19 protein-coding genes are annotated in these 18,324 nt (G+C 44.2%); 9 read left to right on the forward strand and 10 right to left on the reverse strand.

The genetic code is table 11. The annotated features are described in order from the left end of the window. Positions 1-10 precede the first annotated feature (10 nt). Positions 11-1,381 carry an APC family permease gene (locus B9G69_RS02935; RefSeq protein ID WP_088617004.1) on the forward strand — a complete coding sequence of 457 codons (1,371 nt, stop codon included), beginning with the start codon at positions 11-13 and terminating at the stop codon, positions 1,379-1,381. A 9-nt stretch (positions 1,382-1,390) separates the two neighbouring features. Here the strand turns inward: B9G69_RS02935 and B9G69_RS02940 are convergent, their stop codons facing one another. After that, complete coding sequence (locus B9G69_RS02940; protein WP_088617003.1) at positions 1,391-1,783, reverse strand: group II truncated hemoglobin; 393 nt, start codon at positions 1,781-1,783, stop codon at positions 1,391-1,393. A gap of 147 nt (positions 1,784-1,930) precedes the next feature. Then, positions 1,931-2,392, reverse strand: a complete 462-nt coding sequence (locus B9G69_RS02945; RefSeq protein ID WP_088617002.1) for a hypothetical protein — start codon at positions 2,390-2,392, stop codon at positions 1,931-1,933. Positions 2,393-2,521: 129 nt separating this feature from the next. Between B9G69_RS02945 and B9G69_RS02950 the strand changes: the two genes are divergently transcribed. Then, positions 2,522-2,878 (forward strand): zinc ribbon domain-containing protein YjdM, encoded by a 357-nt coding sequence (locus B9G69_RS02950; protein ID WP_088617303.1) that lies wholly within the window; start codon positions 2,522-2,524, stop codon positions 2,876-2,878. Positions 2,879-2,908: 30 nt separating this feature from the next. Here the strand turns inward: B9G69_RS02950 and B9G69_RS02955 are convergent, their stop codons facing one another. Next, complete coding sequence (locus tag B9G69_RS02955; protein ID WP_088617001.1) at positions 2,909-3,358, reverse strand: LEA type 2 family protein; 450 nt, start codon at positions 3,356-3,358, stop codon at positions 2,909-2,911. Between the two features lie 132 nt (positions 3,359-3,490). On the opposite strand from B9G69_RS02955, the gene B9G69_RS02960 reads away from it, so the two are divergent. Continuing rightward, positions 3,491-3,745: a hypothetical protein gene (locus tag B9G69_RS02960; RefSeq protein WP_088617000.1), complete on the forward strand. Its 255-nt coding sequence runs from the start codon at positions 3,491-3,493 to the stop codon at positions 3,743-3,745. Between the two features lie 94 nt (positions 3,746-3,839). On the opposite strand, the gene B9G69_RS02965 is transcribed toward B9G69_RS02960, so the two are convergent. Further along, entirely contained in the window at positions 3,840-4,064 is a 225-nt protein-coding gene (locus B9G69_RS02965; RefSeq protein ID WP_088616999.1) for a hypothetical protein, read from the reverse strand. A gap of 196 nt (positions 4,065-4,260) precedes the next feature. Here B9G69_RS02965 and B9G69_RS02970 point away from each other — a divergent pair, with 196 nt between their 5' ends. Next, positions 4,261-4,599 (forward strand): hypothetical protein, encoded by a 339-nt coding sequence (locus tag B9G69_RS02970; protein ID WP_088616998.1) that lies wholly within the window; start codon positions 4,261-4,263, stop codon positions 4,597-4,599. A gap of 43 nt (positions 4,600-4,642) precedes the next feature. Here the strand turns inward: B9G69_RS02970 and B9G69_RS02975 are convergent, their stop codons facing one another. The 5 genes from B9G69_RS02975 to B9G69_RS18120 form a co-directional block, all read right to left on the reverse strand. Next, positions 4,643-5,878, reverse strand: coding sequence for a PQQ-dependent sugar dehydrogenase (locus B9G69_RS02975; protein ID WP_088616997.1), 1,236 nt, complete (start codon positions 5,876-5,878; stop codon positions 4,643-4,645). Between the two features lie 133 nt (positions 5,879-6,011). After that, on the reverse strand, positions 6,012-7,112 hold the full coding sequence (gene dnaJ, locus B9G69_RS02980) for a molecular chaperone DnaJ (RefSeq protein ID WP_265437942.1): 1,101 nt from the start codon (positions 7,110-7,112) through the stop codon (positions 6,012-6,014). A gap of 101 nt (positions 7,113-7,213) precedes the next feature. Then, complete coding sequence (locus B9G69_RS02985) at positions 7,214-9,010, reverse strand: hypothetical protein (protein ID WP_088616995.1); 1,797 nt, start codon at positions 9,008-9,010, stop codon at positions 7,214-7,216. Beyond that, positions 9,007-9,693, reverse strand: a complete 687-nt coding sequence (locus B9G69_RS02990) for a tetratricopeptide repeat protein (RefSeq protein ID WP_254917054.1) — start codon at positions 9,691-9,693, stop codon at positions 9,007-9,009. Before B9G69_RS02990 ends, B9G69_RS02985 begins: the two co-directional genes overlap by 4 nt. 8 nt (positions 9,694-9,701) lie before the next feature. Beyond that, the gene (locus B9G69_RS18120) at positions 9,702-10,262 is read right to left on the reverse strand and encodes a type IV pilin protein (protein WP_088616994.1); all 561 of its coding nucleotides are present in this window, start codon (positions 10,260-10,262) and stop codon (positions 9,702-9,704) included. A 258-nt stretch (positions 10,263-10,520) separates the two neighbouring features. Here B9G69_RS18120 and clpS point away from each other — a divergent pair, with 258 nt between their 5' ends. The 4 genes from clpS (at position 10,521) to B9G69_RS03015 (ending at position 16,328) form a co-directional block, all read left to right on the forward strand. Further along, positions 10,521-10,865 carry an ATP-dependent Clp protease adapter ClpS gene (gene clpS, locus B9G69_RS03000; RefSeq protein WP_088617301.1) on the forward strand — a complete coding sequence of 115 codons (345 nt, stop codon included), beginning with the start codon at positions 10,521-10,523 and terminating at the stop codon, positions 10,863-10,865. Next, complete coding sequence (gene clpA / locus B9G69_RS03005; RefSeq protein ID WP_088616993.1) at positions 10,862-13,192, forward strand: ATP-dependent Clp protease ATP-binding subunit ClpA; 2,331 nt, start codon at positions 10,862-10,864, stop codon at positions 13,190-13,192. Before clpS ends, clpA begins: the two co-directional genes overlap by 4 nt. Positions 13,193-13,292: 100 nt before the next feature. Continuing rightward, positions 13,293-14,192 carry a protease HtpX gene (gene htpX, locus B9G69_RS03010; protein WP_088616992.1) on the forward strand — a complete coding sequence of 300 codons (900 nt, stop codon included), beginning with the start codon at positions 13,293-13,295 and terminating at the stop codon, positions 14,190-14,192. A 48-nt stretch (positions 14,193-14,240) separates the two neighbouring features. Continuing rightward, on the forward strand, positions 14,241-16,328 hold the full coding sequence (locus tag B9G69_RS03015; RefSeq protein ID WP_088616991.1) for a lytic transglycosylase domain-containing protein: 2,088 nt from the start codon (positions 14,241-14,243) through the stop codon (positions 16,326-16,328). A 1-nt stretch (position 16,329) separates the two neighbouring features. On the opposite strand, the gene B9G69_RS03020 is transcribed toward B9G69_RS03015, so the two are convergent. Then, positions 16,330-16,836, reverse strand: a complete 507-nt coding sequence (locus B9G69_RS03020) for a hypothetical protein (RefSeq protein ID WP_088616990.1) — start codon at positions 16,834-16,836, stop codon at positions 16,330-16,332. A gap of 116 nt (positions 16,837-16,952) precedes the next feature. Here B9G69_RS03020 and B9G69_RS03025 point away from each other — a divergent pair, with 116 nt between their 5' ends. Next, on the forward strand, positions 16,953-18,317 hold the full coding sequence (locus tag B9G69_RS03025; RefSeq protein ID WP_088616989.1) for a S8 family peptidase: 1,365 nt from the start codon (positions 16,953-16,955) through the stop codon (positions 18,315-18,317). Positions 18,318-18,324: the final 7 nt, after the last annotated feature.

Consider the following 18,324-nt stretch of genomic DNA (forward strand, 5'->3'; position numbering starts at 1 on the left):
AAGGACCCCCATGACCAACAACAATGAGATGACAAGAACACTTGGCTTTATTCCGGTGTTATCTTTGGTTGTGGGGACTATCTTAGGCACCGGAGTTTTCTTAAAAGCGGCCATCATGTCGCAGTACTTGGGAAATTCGACTTGGGTGCTAATTGCTTATGTGGTGGCAGGTTTACTGTCCCTGGCTGGGGCACTGACTTATGCGGAAATTGGAATCCTGTTTCCCCGTGCTGGTGGAGAATACGTTTACCTAAAGGAAGCTTTTGGTGAAATGCCAGCTTACCTTTACGGCTGGCAGCGTTTTTGGATCAGTGCTCCTGGCACTATCGCAGCTTATGCTGCAGGAACCGCAACTTTTGCCGCTCCTATTATGAACCTGGAAATGATGGGTGGACAAAAAGGTTTTGCGATCATCTTGATCGTGTTCTTTTCAGCTCTTAATTGTATGAACATGAAATTCAATGGTCGTTTGAATTCCATCATGACTTTTTTAAAAGTCGTGATGTTAGTGTTCATCATCGGTGGAGTTTTATTCTTTACTAAAAACGGCTCCAGCCAAAATATCTCAGCTGCTGGTTCCGCATTCCCTGGGTTTAGTGCATTTGGTGCAGCACTGCTTGCCGCCTTGTGGGCTTACGATGGCTGGAATAACATGCCAATGGTGGCAGGCGAGATCAAAAATCCCTCCCGCAATATTCCCTGGGCTTTAGGTGTTGGTGTTTTCGCACTGTTGGGATTATACGGGCTCATCCACTACTGTTACTTTTATGCCTTGCCATTTAATGAAATCCTGACTGCGAACTCCAAAGTGAATCCGACAGCTTTGCCGGCTGCCGCGAAAGTTTCGGAAACTTTCATGGGTTCTTCAGGTATTTTGTTTTTAGGTATTGCAATGATGTTTTCAGCGATCGGCGCAATGTACAGTTCGATTCTTACGAATGCGCGTGTGCCCTATGCGATGGCTAAAGACGGTTTATTTTTAACTTCTTTGGCTAAGCTTCATCCTAAAACTGAAGCACCGTATGTATCGATTTTGGTTCAAGCTGTTATTTCGGTCGTCTTGGCTCTTTCAGGTTCCTTCGATCAGTTGACAGATTACGTGGTGTTTGCATCTTGGATTTTCTATGCCTTGGTCACCGCATCCGTTTTCAAATTCAGAAAAACTTTGCCAGATGCACCCCGTCCTTACAAAACTTGGGGCTACCCAGTCGTACCCGTGGTCTTTTTGGTGTTGGCTGTCTTGTTACTGATTAACACTCTTTGGACAAGCCCCCAAGAAAGCATGTGGGGGCTGGTCATCATTATGATCGGCGCTCCAGTGTACTATATCCAAAAGAAATTCTTCACAACCCCGGTGGCTCGCCAACCAGCCACTGAGTAAGCGGTCCGCTTATTCTTCGGGTTGGTTTCTCATGTGGTCTGAGAGATTCAGAAGTGAATGCAATAGGTCGCTTCTCATGGGTTCTTGGACGCCTACGTCTTCGAAGGCTTGAACCATGCAGAGCATCCATTGATCACGTTCTGATTTTCCGATTTTAAAGGGGAAGTGGCGCATGCGGAGACGTGGATGACCAAAACGTTCTTGGAAAAGATTAGGACCGCCCAACCAGCCAGACAAAAACATAAAAAGTTTTTCTTCAGAACCACGTAAATTTTCAGGATGCATATCGCGGAGTGATTTTACTTCGGGCATTGTATCCATGACTTCGTAAAAGCGCTGGCAGATTTTTCTAACCACCGGCTCCCCACCAATCAATTCATACATCATTTTTTCTTGAGACATAGTTTCACCGCTCCACTTAAATTTCGCGGTGAAACTACTATTTTATAACTTTGGACGCAAATAGGAAATCTTGATTTTATCAAGGAGCCAGAAGGAAGGCGCACACTCTTACGCCGACGACGCAGTAACACCTAGAAAATCAAAATTTTAGTTCATCATTTCGATTTCGGCTGTAGCACTAGCTGTTTCGCCATTGCTGTAGTGACCGTAGACCGTCAAATAGCCTGGTTTCGGATGATGAGTGAATGGAACTGCTCCGCATTTCATATTGCAGAACGTCTGAGCTCTCTGCCCCGGTTGGATATTTGCCTCCAAACCAAGATCACTTAGAACTTGGCCTGTGTAGGTGCAAGCATACCCTGTGTCGCCTGTCGTGAAAGTCAGACGCGTTGGATAGAAGTTCATATTCGAGTTATTCGTGACGAAAAGTTCATTGATGCTGATATGAGGAGCTGAAAGATCTTTTTCACGTCCCGCGTTCATAGCTGTACAGCTTGTACCTCGCCCTGGAATGGGGTTTAGGTAGTTATTCGTTTCCAATACGATAGAGCCCGCAGAGGCACTCAGAGCTGTTCCAAAAGTCACAAGCATTAGCAAAATAGCTTTCATACAAAATCTCCTTTACCATGACCGTACTTGCCACTTTGCCAATAGCCAAGCGCTGATCGACGCGCCAATTTTACATCGACGTAAGAATTATGTGTTGAAACTCAAGGCATTATGTTTCACATTGTTCGCATGAGTATTGAAAGCAAGTGTCCTCAATGTGGTTCTGAAAATATTTACGAAGATGGTAATTTATGGGTTTGCCCTGAGTGCGCGCACGAATGGAGTGCTCACACTTCTACAGAAGTTATTGCGGAGGACAGTGGTCCTCGCGTTTTCAAAGACGCCAACGGCAATATCTTGCAAGATGGCGATACAGTCGTTGTTATTAAGGATTTGAAAATTAAAGGCTCTTCATCAGTTGTGAAGGTCGGCACCAAAGTTAAAAACATTCGTTTGCAGGAAGGCGGCGACGGTCACGACATCTCCTGCAAGATCGATGGCTTCGGGGCAATGAACTTAAAATCAGAATTCGTTAAAAAAGCTTAGAACCTGACTCCTGGAAATCCGGAGCTTAGACTATTTCTTAAGGCCATTCATATTGAATTGGCCTTTTTCATTAAAGGGCACCGAGAAGCCTGAGACTTTCGCGTTCCCATTGATTTCATAACCCACATCTTGACCGCTAATCACCTTGGCAATTCCATCCATCGCTTTTAGGAAATTAACGGGCAATGGAACTTCGAGCATCGCAGTTTCACCGGCAGGAATTTTTGTCTTTTTATCATTGCGTGCTTTGGCGAACTCTTTTCCATCCAACTGAATTTCATATGTCATTTCATCGACATTGAAATCAATTTTGTTCGGATTTTTAACGCTTAAAACGAAAACCATGGTGGTTGAAAGCGGTGTGGTATCTTGGAAATAAATTTTTGCCAGATCGATTTCAGGCTTTTGCGCATAACGGTTTTGAAAATAACTACAGCCTGTAACCAACATTAAAGACATTAAAAGAGCTACGCGTTTCATCACAGTCTCCTCTCGAGTAAAAACCCATGATGACAACGAACGGCATCCCTGTCAGCTGTAAAACGACAAGGGGCAGGCTGGCAACCTTTGCACTGCCCTCGATCTGGTACAAAATGAATCCCGGAGGAATCTATGAAGTACATTTTGATATTATTATTAGCTTTAAGCCCGATCACTGTCAGTGCAAATCAACCAGCGCATGGTGAGGAAGAGAACAACGAGATTAAACCCGATCAAAAAGAAGCCATGGATGAATCTCAACGCAAAATGGATCAGCAACTGGGCAAAAAAGGTATAGGTCCTGCGCCAACAAATAAAAAAGCGAAAAAACCATTTTCAAGCAAAGAAGAAAAAGCCAAAGACGACAAGAAATCCGCATACCCTTAATATGCTTCGAGAGGGCCCAAGTCCTAACCTTCTGGAATTGGCCCTCTCGATCGGAACTGCGACGCTTCTTGCGAAGCTAAATGCCAGTTCCTAACTACTCTTCCATTTCATCGTCCATCATACTGCTCCCAGATTTTCTGGAAGTATTCAAATTCTGAGTTCCTTTTTTAGCATCTGTGCCTGAGTTGAAATTCGAATTAGAACTTGTACTTTGTGAACCGCTAACAGCATTTTTGTCGGATTTAAAACTGTCACGGGAACCTGATACATCTCGACTGCTGGAGCTAGCTGGTTGTTTGGTATTTTCACGGGTTGCCATAAATGCCTCCTCGTTATTTCTGCTTATTCAGCACCCTTATCATAGTCCTTCTTTCGATCGACGGCTGATTAATTAGGACAAAGGGCAGGTAAATCTACGCTTCGTTTTTAATATCTGAGCATTCTCAAATAAATCTTTGAGAAATAACACGTTTGGTGCTTTTCAAACGGGAGTAGACTGTTAGGAGAGGTGATTTATGCAACAAACATCTTTTCCGAATGAGAACTGGAATGCAGTTAAAGCGATGGTTCATCGTCGTTGGGATGAAATATCGGATGAGGAATTGGAAGCCACACAAGGTGACGAAGAAGCAGTCATCGATTTGCTCGCTCAAAAATATCATCTTGCCCACGAAGATGCCGAATCAAGATTCGAGGCAGCTCTAGCCGAAGAAGACCATCAGTTCCACTCTGTGGATGAAATTCGTCGCTCAGAAATTCGCTTTGAATCCGACGGAGGAAGAGTCGTCCCCCGTTTTGAAGATGTGTATGGAGATTTGAAAGAAATGAACTCTCCCTCACGAGACCAACATTAATCTTAAACTGGGGCGGGGCTGCTCCCCGCCGTCTTTAACGTCATTATTTTTTTGTACGTGCTGGTGTCGCCGGCGTTACCTTCCAGATTCTTCCTCCAGCATCATCTGCAACCAGAACTGTTCCATCAGCAAGGATTGCTGTCGTTACAGGCCGACCATAGACGGTGCTTTTCGAGAGATCCGCAATAAATCCAGTCAGGAAATCACTTTCTCCATCAACTGCCATTCCGTTTTGAAAAGGCACGTAAATAACTTTATATCCCACCAACGAAGAACTATTCCATGAACCACGTTGAGTAACTAAAGCTCCCTCCGTGTAAGGGGCAGACATTTTCGTTCCCGTGGTGAAAGTTAAACCTGTTGAAGCTGTATGAGCACCTACGGCAAAATCGGGAGTGATTGATTTTTCAACCAGATCAGGTCGTTCTCCTTTACGCCGAGGATCTTCGTTTTTTCCCCAATACGCATAGGGCCATCCATAAAAACCGCCTTCTTGAACGCTTGTTAAATAGTCTGGCGGCAGGAAGTCACCAAGTTCATCTCGCTCATTCACTACAGCCCATAATTTTCCACTCGTTGGCTCCCACGCCATTGTCACAGCGTTGCGAACTCCGCCTGCAAAAACTTTAAGATCGGTGCCGTCTGGATTTACCTGCAAGATCGCGGCTGTATGCGGATCAAGTGGGTCCGGCGATTCTCCCACGTTGGAGACCGATCCCACCGAAATATACAGCTTCGTGCCATCTGCTGAAAACAGCATGTGACGTGTCCAATGGCGCTGCGGCTTAGGAAATGGCAATTCAACCACCGTGCGTGGTTCCCCGGATATTTCTTCATTCACGAATGGATAAGCTAATATTTTTTCGGGAGTGCTGACATACAGTTCGTTGTTTTGTACTATCATCCCGAAAGGCAGTTTTATATTCTTTAACAAGGTCGTCTGCTCTACGATCGTGGAACCATTCATTTTAAATTTGGTGACTGTATTCGGAGAATGCTCCCCGTCATCTTCGGGACGCTTGTCAGCTTGAGAAACCAAAATATTTCCCGATGGCAGGACGTAGATAAAGCGAGGACTGATCAGCCGCGCAAATTCAGAAACTGTATACCCCGTAGGGGCAACCGGAGTTTTTCCTTCAGGCCACCCTAAAACAGTCGATGGATTCGGAATTGAAGGCGTCTCATAGGGCGGCGGCAATACCGGGTTTTTCTCTGCACTGACCTGCAGACAAATGCCAATTGTCACTAAACTAAAAACAGCTAAGAAAATTTTCTTCATACTTCCTCCCAAAAACCATTAGGAGGAACTATTTCAATCTGGTCAAAAAAACTTCTGACAGTGTGCCAGGCAACTAGGTCTTAGATGGCAATGCACAAACCAAGGATCGTAAACTTTCAAAGCATGTTGAATACTATCCAAATAACTTCTTGCCTGCGGCGCTCACCTTCAGGCCTTTTTCCTTGGCAATTTCACGAAGAAGCTTTTCTTCATCCTTACTTAGCTTGTCAGGGAATTCTACGCTGACGTGATAGTAAATATCACCGCGACGGCTCCCTCGAAGCGATGGCAATCCTTCTCCAGACAACTTCACATTGTCTCCGTTTTCACAACCCCGTGGAATTTCAACTGTCGCTTTACCTGTGACTGTCGGAACCTCAACCTCACCCCCCAGAAGCATCTGGATATATGGGACCGAAAGATCGCCGATCAAATCATCACCACGACGTTCAAATTTGTTGTGGGCTTTGACTCTAATTTCTACATATAGGTCGCCGGGTTGACCACCCATATAGCCGCCTTCACCCTCGGTAGCTACGCGCAGTCTTGTACCTGTGTCTACACCAGGAGGTATATTCAAACGGATTTTTTTATGAACTGATGTGCGACCTTTGCCCTTACATGGCTTACAAGGGTTTTTTACCACAGTCCCTTGACCGTGACATGTCGGACATGTTGAAGCCATTGCAAAGAAACCTTGAGATCGAACGACCTGCCCTGAGCCGCCACAAGTATGGCATGTTTCTGGATGAGTACCTTTCTCCGCGCCGCTACCGTTGCAGACTTTGCAGTTTTCATCGGTGTCGAACTCGATTTCTTTTTCCAAACCAGAGATCACATCTTTCAAAGAAATCTCTGTTACGTAACGAAGATCAGAACCTCTACGTGGCTCATTACGATTGCGACGTTGTTGACGAGGACCCCCTCCACCAAACAGGTCACCAAAAATATCACCGAAATGAGAGAAAATATCTTCCGTATCTTGGAAGCCACCTCCTCCACCACGACCTGTAAACGCATCATGGCCGAAGCGATCGTATTGAGCTCGCTTTTGAGCATCACTTAAAACCTCGTAAGCGCCAGCCGCTTCTTTAAACTTTTCCTCGGCTTCTTTATTCCCAGGATTTTTGTCAGGATGATACTGCATCGCCAACTTGCGATAAGCTTTTTTAATAGTGTCTTGGTCCGCGCCTTTTTCGACGCCTAGAATTTCGTAAAAGTCTCTTCGAGCCATGTGAATCCGCCATTAACAATATGCGCTATTTTAAGTCATCAAAATATGGTGCTTCATTGGGATTCGTCAAACGCGGATTTTAAGAATCGTACGATTTTAGATCATTTCTTTGAATATAAGCAGCTTTTGGCGGTGTCACGTAGGTTTTCATGTCGTAATCCTTGGATAAACTCGTGAACTTCACGCTGGGCTATTACGGACTGCGATAACCACTCGCGGTATATCTTTTGGGAATGGGCTGGGTTTACCTCTAAACATTGATAAATTAAATATCTGACACGGGTAAAATCGTCGAATATATACTTATGATTGGCAAAATAACTTCGAAGAGAAGGCAGATCAAATTCACCAATTGTCATCTTATAGCGAAACACACTCCATGCAATTTCAGATTCAGAAACCTCCGAAAAAACTTGTTTTTTGATTTCAATAGACTTCATCAAGCCTTTTTCAAGAAGATTCGGTAACTCTTCCTTTGGAGTTTTCGTCCCCTCCGCCAGCTCCGTGACATGTGCAAGAAAAGCCAGACATCTTCCATTGGTTTTTTCCGCATAGACACATTCCGCAACAGTTTGACGAAATAGCGCATGATAGGCAGCCGTCTCTTCTTTGTTGAGACGGCCCCATGAATCTTGATTATAATACTCAAGGAGCAGCATTCCCATTAGAGATGGATCCTGAGGAGAAATGGAATGACTTTTTCGAGTCATATCAAGATTACTTTGCCAGCTCCATGCATCACTTGCATGCGCGACACCGAAACCGAACAATAAAAGTATACTATACTGCACAGCTCGTTTGGTTTGGTTCAACCGAATGCATAGGACTATCCACAAAACAAAAAACACTGGCTCAAAATAGCGAATGGAGTAAAAATTCCTGTGTTGCGGATTAAATCCTGGAGTCATTGCCAAAATGCTCAAAATGATAGCGCATAATAAGATTGCACGGCTGTTTCTTTTCCATACGGCATAGCTAATCATGCCAACAAAACCAATAATACTTACTATTCCAAGCGGCGCGAAACTCTTATTGTAAAAGTACCACCCCCCCCATGGCTCAACATCCACTGCGTTGTAGTAAGGAACAACTATCCCTAGCAAATTTCGCCCAAGGGCTGACATAACAGACAAAAAACGGATGTAACCAGTCTCAGTCATCTGCATATAATTATTTTCAGTATAATTCCAGTAATTCAGTAATACGAAAAGAACAGAAATACCAGACCCAATTCCAGTCCAAACTATAAATGATTTCGAAAACTTGTTTTTGTAAAAAACCGTACAAAATAAAATCCAGCCGAGAAGTGAAAATGGAAGCAGCAGAAATCCCGCTTTACACAAGAGGCTGAACCAAAACATTAAAGTCGCCAAAGGCAAATTCCATTTATCCAGACGAGACTTAGCCTGGAAATAATCTTGAACAAATAAGACACTGCAAAGAATAAAAAACCAAGACATCAAATCTTTTCTAGCTGAAATCCAATGAAGTGATTCAAGATGAAAAGGATGGAGAAACCAAGCACAAGACATAATTAGGCTAAAAAAGACCTGACTCGTAATTCTTTTTAAAAAAACAAAGGTAAGTATTCCGATACCTATGAGCCAAAGCAAATTTTGGATTTTGGGAATAGTAGTGTCGACATCTATATTTTTAGAAAACGTCCAATCTATCCACGTGCTTAAGTCACGCAATGGATAGAAATCAGGAGAATAACCTGGAGTGATAAGAACTTTAAATGAATCCCAGCTCCAGTTATTGCGCAGAAAACTTTGCGTGAACAAAGTGCTGTCATCAATACTAAAAATAGCTTCACCAAGTCCCGGAATAAAAAAAAGGATTAGGAACACGACGGACGCAACAGGAATCAATGTAATCCAAAAATGCCGTTTGCTCATTTATATCGAGCTTTCATACTCTCAATTTTTTGCTCTAATCGTTTAATCAGATGAGGGTCTTGATTTGAGGATTTCATGTCTTGAAGAAGCTTTTCGGCTAAATCAACATTTCCTGAATCAGTATATAATCTGCCTGCCAAAGTCCGAGTCCACGGAGGAGCCCCGTTATCAGCAGCCATCAGCAAAAGCTCGGCTGCCCTTTTATTGTCTTTAACTTCATACAAATAGTGATAGGCTGCCCTGTATAAAATTGGCCAATCTTTTGGAAATGCCTTCACAGACTTATCAAAAATTTTCGTTGCACCATCGATGTCTGTTATTAAAACGGTAAGTGCTAGTCCGCCTACCGCGTAAGCAATGCGAAAATCGGGAGAAAGATTCGTCACGGTATCAACCATGTGATACAGCCAGGAATCATTCTTACAAGTGTTTTCTGCAATGGACTGTTCACAATAATCTAAATCCTGCAAGAGACGAATCCAAAGGCTGTCAGCCATTACTTCGTTAAAACCAAATGTAAAATGCTCAAACATCGGCGGGGGAGCAATGTATACCGACTTAGGAATGACTGGAGGTGCCAATCGAGACTGGGTTGAAACCACCATTAATAAAGCAAGAATCCCAAGTATGACACCTGGGATTCTTTCTTGATAAATACTAAATTTCTGATTTCCTATGAACACTGCAAAACCTATGGAATACCTGAAGAGTCGTTTCTCAAGTATTTAGTTTCGTTGATTGACCACTGGTCGCCCGTCGCTGGTCCACCGCTATGAACAATCGCAACGGCTCCAGCGATAAATGTGGTTGCAGTGGATGTTTTGCCAGTCGGTTTCAGCAGGTTTTCTGCACCAGTAGCTCCAAGAAGCAGAGAACAGCCGTTGGACATTGCGCCCCTTTTACCGCAGTAGTCATAAGTCTGCATATACGCGTTTGCGGGAGTACCATTGTAACCATTTGTCGGACCCGCATTCGTACCTGAAGCAAAACCGACGTTATAACGAAGTTGCCCCTCTGGAGAATAACCGATCGCTGCAAAACGAGGATCAAAAGTTGTATACTCAGCATAGAATGCTTTTTCTGAAGTATACAATGAAGCCAAGTTTGTCTTTGCTTCTGATTGACGCGCTTTCGCGATGTATTTGTTAACTGCTGGTACTGCGATTGCAGCCAACACACCGATGATCGCAACAACGACCATCAACTCCACGAGTGAGAAACCCGCTTGGGACGTTCTAGTAGTTCTTTTCACTTAAGACCTCCATTGATCTTTTTATTTTAAGAAACCGTTTCATTCGCCTAATGCTTATCGACAATAGTGTGTCAAAGCTAAAACTCGAAATCAAGTCATCTTCATCAAAGTGACTTCATAGAAACTATTTTTTGTTTTTCCATCGAACATTTAACCGAACGGTTTTGAGACACGACTTACCGCTAGCTTTTTATTCTCGCCTAGACTTGCCTTCATCAAAATCGTGCCCATTATGAGACAAGGAGTAGAATGAAGTCTATGGCTGAAGATAACGGAAATAAAAACGGCAACTATCCTTTTTCATCACCTGAAGGCGAAGCTGGGGTCCAGTTAATCCCAAAACTAGACACTCCGAAGATGTATAAGGTGATCCTTTTGAACGACGACTATACCCCTATGGACTTTGTCGTTCTTGTATTGCGTCGGTTCTTTGCAAAATCAGAAGAAGAAGCGACGAAAATCATGTTAGATGTACATAAGAAAGGCGCAGGTGTCGCTGGAGTCTATAGTCTAGAAATAGCTGAGATGAAAGTGATGCAAGTGAACCAATTCGCCCAACTTAATCAGAATCCCCTTAAGAGCACACTGGAGGAGGAACCATGATGAGCCGCGAGCTTGAACGAAAACTAGCGGAAGCAACTGAACTCGCAAAACGTCATCGCCACGAGTTCGTAACCCTTGAACATATCTTGCTGGTCCTCTCGGAATCCCCAGTCATGGTGGAAATCCTTGAAGCGTGCGCAGTCAATGTGCAACGCCTTCGCCAAGACCTGCGGGAACATCTTAAAGTCGGAATTCCGCAAATCACCGATGAGCAACTGGGCTCTTATGGTGGATTCGATTCTTGGAATCCCGAGTTTACTCTGGCTTGCCATCGATTGATTCAAAGAGCCGCGATTCAAATGAAAAGTGCGGGTCGCAATCAAATTAGCGAAGGCAGCCTTTTGATTTCTTTGTTCTATGAACAAGATTCCCATGCAACATTTGCTTTGGCTCGCCAAGGTCTTTCGCAATTCGATATTATTAATTATGTTTCTCACGGGATCACCAAAGATGGGAAGGACCACGAGGTTCCCCCATCAGCAGCACCTCGGACAACGGAATTCAATCAAGAGTCCTTCGAAGAAGGTCGCGGCTCCCCGCTTGAAAGCTTCTGCGTAAACTTAAACGAAAAAGCCAAAGCTGGAAAATTGGATCCTCTAATCGGTCGCGAAGATGTTTTAGAAAGAACGATCCAAGTTCTTTGCCGTCGTACTAAAAACAATCCTCTATTAATAGGCGAACCCGGTGTTGGTAAAACGGCAGTCGCTGAGGGTCTTGCCCAAAAGATTGTTTCTGGCGATGTGCCTGAAAAATTGAAATCCGCCGTGATCTATTCTTTGGATTTAGGGGGCCTTCTTGCCGGTACTAAATTTAGAGGTGATTTTGAAGGCCGACTCAAAGCAGTCGTAAAAGAAATCGGAAAAAGACCGCACACTATTCTTTTCATCGATGAAATTCATACGATCGTTGGAGCGGGTGCCACGAGCGGCGGCTCCATGGATGCTTCAAACTTGTTGAAACCTGCCTTGGCTAACGGCGAAATCAGCTGTATTGGCTCAACTACTCACCAAGAATATCGTCAATACTTTGAAAAAGATCGTGCGTTAAATCGTCGTTTCCAAAAAATCGACATCAACGAACCTTCTAATGAAGATTGCGTGAAAATCTTGACGGGCCTTCGTAAATCTTACGAAGAATTCCATCATGTGAAATACACGGATGCAGCTTTGCGTGCCTCCGTAGAACTATCACAAAAGCATATTCATGGAAAACTTCTCCCCGATAAGGCAATCGACGTTTTAGATGAAGCTGGAGCTCACTTCCGTTTAAAAGACAATACAACGCAAGAAATCAATATAGATACAAATGAAATCGAAGAGACAATTGCGAAAATGACGGGACTCCCCGTTGCAACGATTTCTTCGACAGAAAAAACTCAGCTGCGTGATCTAGATAAGAAATTAAAAGCTCTTATTTTTGGACAAGATGATGCTATCGATCGCCTGGTTGCCAGCATTAAGTTTGCGCGCAGTGGACTCGGTCGCCCTAACAAACCCATCGGAAGCTTCCTGTTCACCGGCCCTACCGGCGTCGGTAAAACGGAAGTCTGCCGTCAGCTGGCTCAAATTATGGGTGTTCACTTTGAACGTTTCGATATGAGTGAATACATGGAAAAACACGCGGTCTCTCGTTTAGTGGGAGCTCCTCCGGGATATGTGGGGTATGAAGAGGGCGGTCTTTTAACAGAAGCCGTTAGCAAACACCCATACTGTGTGTTGTTGCTAGATGAAATTGAAAAAGCTCATCCAGATATCAACAACATCCTTTTGCAGGTGATGGATGCGGGTCGCTTGACCGACAGCAATGGCCGTGTCGCTGACTTTAAAAATGCGGTGATCGTGATGACTTCCAATGCGGGCGCAGCTGAAACAGCTCGCGGCACGATTGGATTGGTCGAAGAAAGTCGCAGTTTGCTGTCGATGGATGCGATCAAGAAAACATTCGCTCCGGAGTTTATCAATCGCTTGGATGCCGTGGTTTCTTTCCGCGATCTTTCTGATGACATGGTCCTAAAAATCACTCAGAAATTCGTTGATGAACTTGGTATGGTTCTGCTTCAGAAAAAAGTAGAAATGAACGTATCCCAAGATGTGGTGAGATGGCTGATGAAAAAAGGTTTCGACAAAGTTTACGGGGCTCGCCCGCTTGCAAGAACGGTGGACGAACACCTGAAAAAAGCTTTGGTTGACGAGCTTTTATTCGGACGTCTGGTCGACGGTGGTCGTGTCAATGTGGAACTCGACAAGGACGTTTTGCGGTTCCAATTTAGCACCACTCCGAATGGTGGTGCTGGTCAAAAAAATCAAAAGCAGCCAGTTACAACCTAGTCGTTTTAGGGCCCCTTCTTAACAGATTTGAAGGGGCGCGCATATTGACAATTCCTAGGGAGACATCAAAATTAATTATGTCTCTTGAAGGAGTAAAAACATGTCTTTTCTAAAAAGAATCGGATTATTCATGCTTACGAATCTGATGGTCATCGTAACCATCGGGATCGTTTGGTCGATAATCAGTCACGTCTTCGGTCTGAACAAACTTAACAACTACATTCCTTACATGATGGTGTTCTGTGCTGTTTGGGGTATGGGTGGCGCATTCATTTCTTTGCTGATGTCTAAATGGATGGCAAAGATGGCTTATGGTGTTCAAATCATCGAGCCCAACAATCAAAACCCTCAGCTTCGCCAGTTGGTGGAAACAGTTCATGAGTTGGCTCGTCGTGCACAACTACCGAAAATGCCTGAAGTAGGTATTTACGACTCTGCTGACATCAATGCTTTTGCGACTGGCCCCTCAAAAAGTAATTCTTTGGTAGCCGTCTCTTCAGGTCTTCTCCAAAGGATGAATGATCGCGAAGTTGAAGGTGTTCTTGGTCATGAAGTTGCCCATATAGCTAATGGTGATATGGTCACCATGACTTTAATCCAAGGTATCGTGAATGCGTTCGCAATGTTCTTCTCTCGTATCTTGGCGAACCTTGTTTCCTCTCAAGTAGATGAGAAACTTCGTGGGATCGTGCACTTTGGCGTTGTGATCTTAGGGGACATCGCTTTTACATTACTGGGTTCCTTCGTAGTGGCATACTATTCTCGCAAAAGAGAATTCCGTGCTGATGCAGGTGGAGCCAAATATTCTTCCCGCGAAAACATGATCGCAGCTCTTCAGAAGCTTCGTTCAGTTTATGACCTACCGATTCCACCTGAAGAAGGTCAAGCAGCGACTTTGATGATTTCAAATCGTGACAAAGGCGGCATTGCTGGACTTATGATGACTCACCCACCGCTTGAAGTTCGCATCGAAGCCCTTCAACGCGGCGGTCGTCTGTAATTTTCAATTTCTTTGCTAACGAGGCACGAACGGGCTTAAGCTTAATTCATGCCTCGTTTTTTTATTTCCATCTCATTTCTTTCGATTCTAATGGGTTGCGCGACGACTTCACGCACTGATACTCGCCTTGAAAAACGCCTTATTCCTCAAGACAATCCCGAGTGGACGCGTTTGTATCAGGAAGCTACAGATAAAAAAATATCCGCCCCCAACATCGCCTGCGATAATTTTAAAATTCTTTCTGCTCTTCAGGATTTTCCAATCAAGGATTTGGCACTACTTCGCGCTTACGAAGCTTGCGGAACCAACGAAAAACTGGATGCGCTTCCCGAGAGCATAAATCCTTGGTATGCGGAGTTGTATGCTGATATTCGACTGAAAGAATCATCAGAAACTAAAGATCTGAAGGACGACTTGGATGCCTATCTTGGCAAAGCGAGTGTCGAAAGCAACAAAAAGAAAAAAGAAGATCTACTTTTAAAAGCTTTGGCTGCTGCAAAAAAACTTGAGAATCAAGAATACGAAGCTGAGGTTCAAGCTCAGCTTTTCAAAAACTCCCCACGGCTCAATCCAGCGCCTTCGTATAAAGAACTAAGCAACGTGGCGATGGACCATCGTTTCAATCGTGAGTTTGAGCAAGCCTTAAATGTTTATAAGAAAATCCTGAATGCCAAAGAAGCTTCAGCGGACGACAAGTTTCAAGCGACTAAGAATATCCGTATGACTTACAAGGTAGCACAACGTCGGCAGGAATATATCAACGCAACGTCTGACCTTGTGAACACAACCAAGAAACAATATCGCGATAACAAAAAAGATAAAAAAGCACTGGCAAGATACCATGATGCCTTGGTGATGCTAGCGCGCACGTTGTGGACTGAGGATCAAACATCCATGGCTGTGAAAACTTTGACAGAGACCAACCGCCAACTGCGGGGTCTTTATCCAATGGATGAAGTCTATTTCATCCTAGGGCGCATCGAGGAAGAGAAGGGTCACTTCGAAAAAGCTCTAGAGTTCTATGAAGAAAGCTACAAACAACCTGTCAGCCAGGCAGGCCTTCGCGACAAGTTGGTTTGGCTGAAATCTTGGAACTATTATAAGTTGCAGCGTTTTGATGAAGCTTCACGAAGCCTGCAACAGATGCGTGATACCGCAAAAGATCCATCAGACAAAATGAAGGCCAAATTCTGGCTAGGCCGTGCGTTTAAAAATCTCAATAAAACCAATGAAGCCACAGCTGAACTTGAAAGTCTGATTAAAGAAGACCCTTTGGGATATTATGGCATAATGGGCTATCGTGAATTAAATCGCGAATTCCCTGTGATCAAAGGAAATGCCCAAGAATCAGCCAGCGCAAGCATTTTGGGAGTAGATGAGCTGCAAGGCCGCCTTCGCTTACAAATCGAATGGCTGATCGCTGTCAATGAGAAACCATTTGCTGAAAAAGCATTGAACCAAGCATCTGAAGACTTGAAAAAAGCTGGCATAAACTCTGAAAAAACATGGCTTACGATGTTCTCTGCTTATGCTCGCTCCGGATTGTACTTACCGTTGTTCCAAACAATTGGTTCCCTACAACCGGAAGTTAAAGATCGCCTTTTGAATGATCATCCGGATCTTTTATTCCCGCAACCTTATAGAGAGATTGTCGCTGCTGCTTCACTGAAAAGTGGAATTCCGCAAGAGTTCATCTATAGCATCATTCGTCAAGAGTCCGCATTTAATCCTGAAGTTCGCTCCCCTGTTGATGCTTTCGGGCTGATGCAGCTTTTGCCAAGCGTTTCTAAGAATCTTGCAGCCACATACAAGCTCGAATACAAAGAGGCCATTGATCTTTATAAACCAGAGATCAATGTTCCGCTGGGAGCATTTGAGCTTAAAAACTTAATGAAAAAGTACGACAACCAATACATTCTCGCGGTTTCTGGATACAATGCGAATGACTCCGCGATTCGCGGTTGGTTAAAAACTCGGTATCGCGCGGATGCGATCGAATTTATCGAGGAAGTTCCTTATGAGGAGACCCGTTCCTACATCAAACTGACGATGAGAAATTACGTTTTCTATGAGCGTCTTTTGAAATCGCCTCAAGCTATACGTTTTCCTGAGCAACTTTTATCGTTATCGAAATAGGTTATTGCCAGTCACAATCAGTTGATGTTCCTGCAGAGCTAACATCGGGAACTTCAAGGGGCGTCCAACTCTGATTCGTCAAATCGACAATCATCGAGTCAGTCTGGCCAAGCTGCAGGCGCAAAGTCATGTTATCCAATTGACGTAAAGGAAAGCGCACCGTTTTCGGAGAAACGGTCCCACCCGTCACGGTCGCAACAAGTTCGTTTTCTCTGGAAGTTGTCGTATCACCACCTTCAACATCCCAACTTCCACTCATCTCACATTTTGTGGGAACGCCATTAACGATTTTCACCGATTGATACGTAAATTGACTGCCATCAGCTTTTAAAAAGATCTTATTATATAAAGACAGGCTTTCACCGTTTGTGGTTAACATGCCGTCTTGGCGGTCATGGTAAGTCACGTCGTTACTCAAACTTCCCAGCTCTGCGGAACCGTCAGATCCGATCTGATTAGAGCAGGCAGCTAATAAACAACACAACATAACCAAAAGTGAGTTTTTCATATTCACCTCATCGGTCGGGCTAGACTCAGCTTTAATTGTCTCACTTCGAGACGGAGCTTTCTACTACACCTCGACTGAAATCTGCCGATAAGCCAATTGGAGAAAGGGGACTCTTCATGTTTTCTCGCAAGTGGTTGTTAGCATCAGGAGCTGTCGGCGTGATCTTCTTTGGAGGTCTTGGTGTCTATATATATGTCTCCGACAGCGCATCCCCTTTACGTTCGCAAAGCTCCAGCAGAATAAAAGATGGACGTCTTTTTGAAACCTCAAAAATTACATCACAAACAGATACTGTAGAAGACGAGCCCAGTGCTTTGTTCAACGATCCTGCCATTAGCCAAGCTTGGGGTTTGAAAAAATCTGACGCTGCTCGAGCCTGGTCTGTCACTCGTGGCAACCGAGAAATTGTTGTTGCTGTTATTGATACAGGAGTTGATGAACATCACGAAGACTTGGATAGAAATCTTTGGATCAATCCCGGAGAGTCAGGCAAAGATGCTCAAGGCCGTAACAAAGCAACCAACGGTATTGATGACGACGGCAACGGCTTCATTGATGACGTTCATGGCTGGAACTTTGTTTCTAACAATAACAAATTAGACGACAACCACGGTCATGGAACTCATATCGCAGGTATCATTGGGGCGGAAGCCGGCAATGGTAAAGGGATTACAGGAATTGCTCCCGACGTGAGTCTTATGGTTCTTAAGTATTACGATCCCAAAGTTCCCAACACAGATAACTTAAAAAATACCGTAGCTGCAATTAAATACGCTGTAAAAATGGGTGCTCGAGTAATCAACTACTCAGGTGGCGGTACAGAGTTCTCTCAAGAAGAACATGATGCCGTACAAGAAGCAGAAAAAGCCGGTATCTTATTCGTTGCAGCCGCTGGTAATGAAAGATCCAACTCGGATCAACATCACTACTACCCTGCAGACTATAAACTTAGCAACATCATTTCAGTCACCGCTTACGATCCTTCAGTTCAAGTTTTGAATTCTTCGAACTATGGAGTTGAAACTGTCGATATCGCGGCTCCAGGGCAAAACATCTTATCATGCTTGCCAGGTAACTCTTACGGCTACATGACCGGAACCTCACAAGCGACAGCGTTCGTAACTGGTGCTGCAGTTTTGGTAATGGCTAATAAACAAGGTGCCTTCAACGCCGTTGACGTTAAAAAGTACATTTTAGCGACTGGTGATGCACAAACTCAGTTGGCCTCTAAGACACGTACGTCTCGCCAGTTGAATCTTTATAAAGCACTGACAATCCTAGACCAAGGGGTTTCCGCATCTGGAGTTGTAACGGTGAATGTAGATAGTATGCAGAAGTTAGGAGCTGATCCAAATGAAGCTCCTGCTGGCCGCGCGGCAAATGAAGTCAGCTCCTTTGGGCGCTCACTCCTGAATGCCATTGGAGGAAAACAAAGGCCTAGCCGTTTGGGCTCTAAAGCAAATGATAGTGACGGTCTGTAACTACACG

The sequence above is a fragment of the Bdellovibrio sp. SKB1291214 genome (assembly GCF_002209355.2).
GTDB lineage: Bacteria > Bdellovibrionota > Bdellovibrionia > Bdellovibrionales > Bdellovibrionaceae > Bdellovibrio.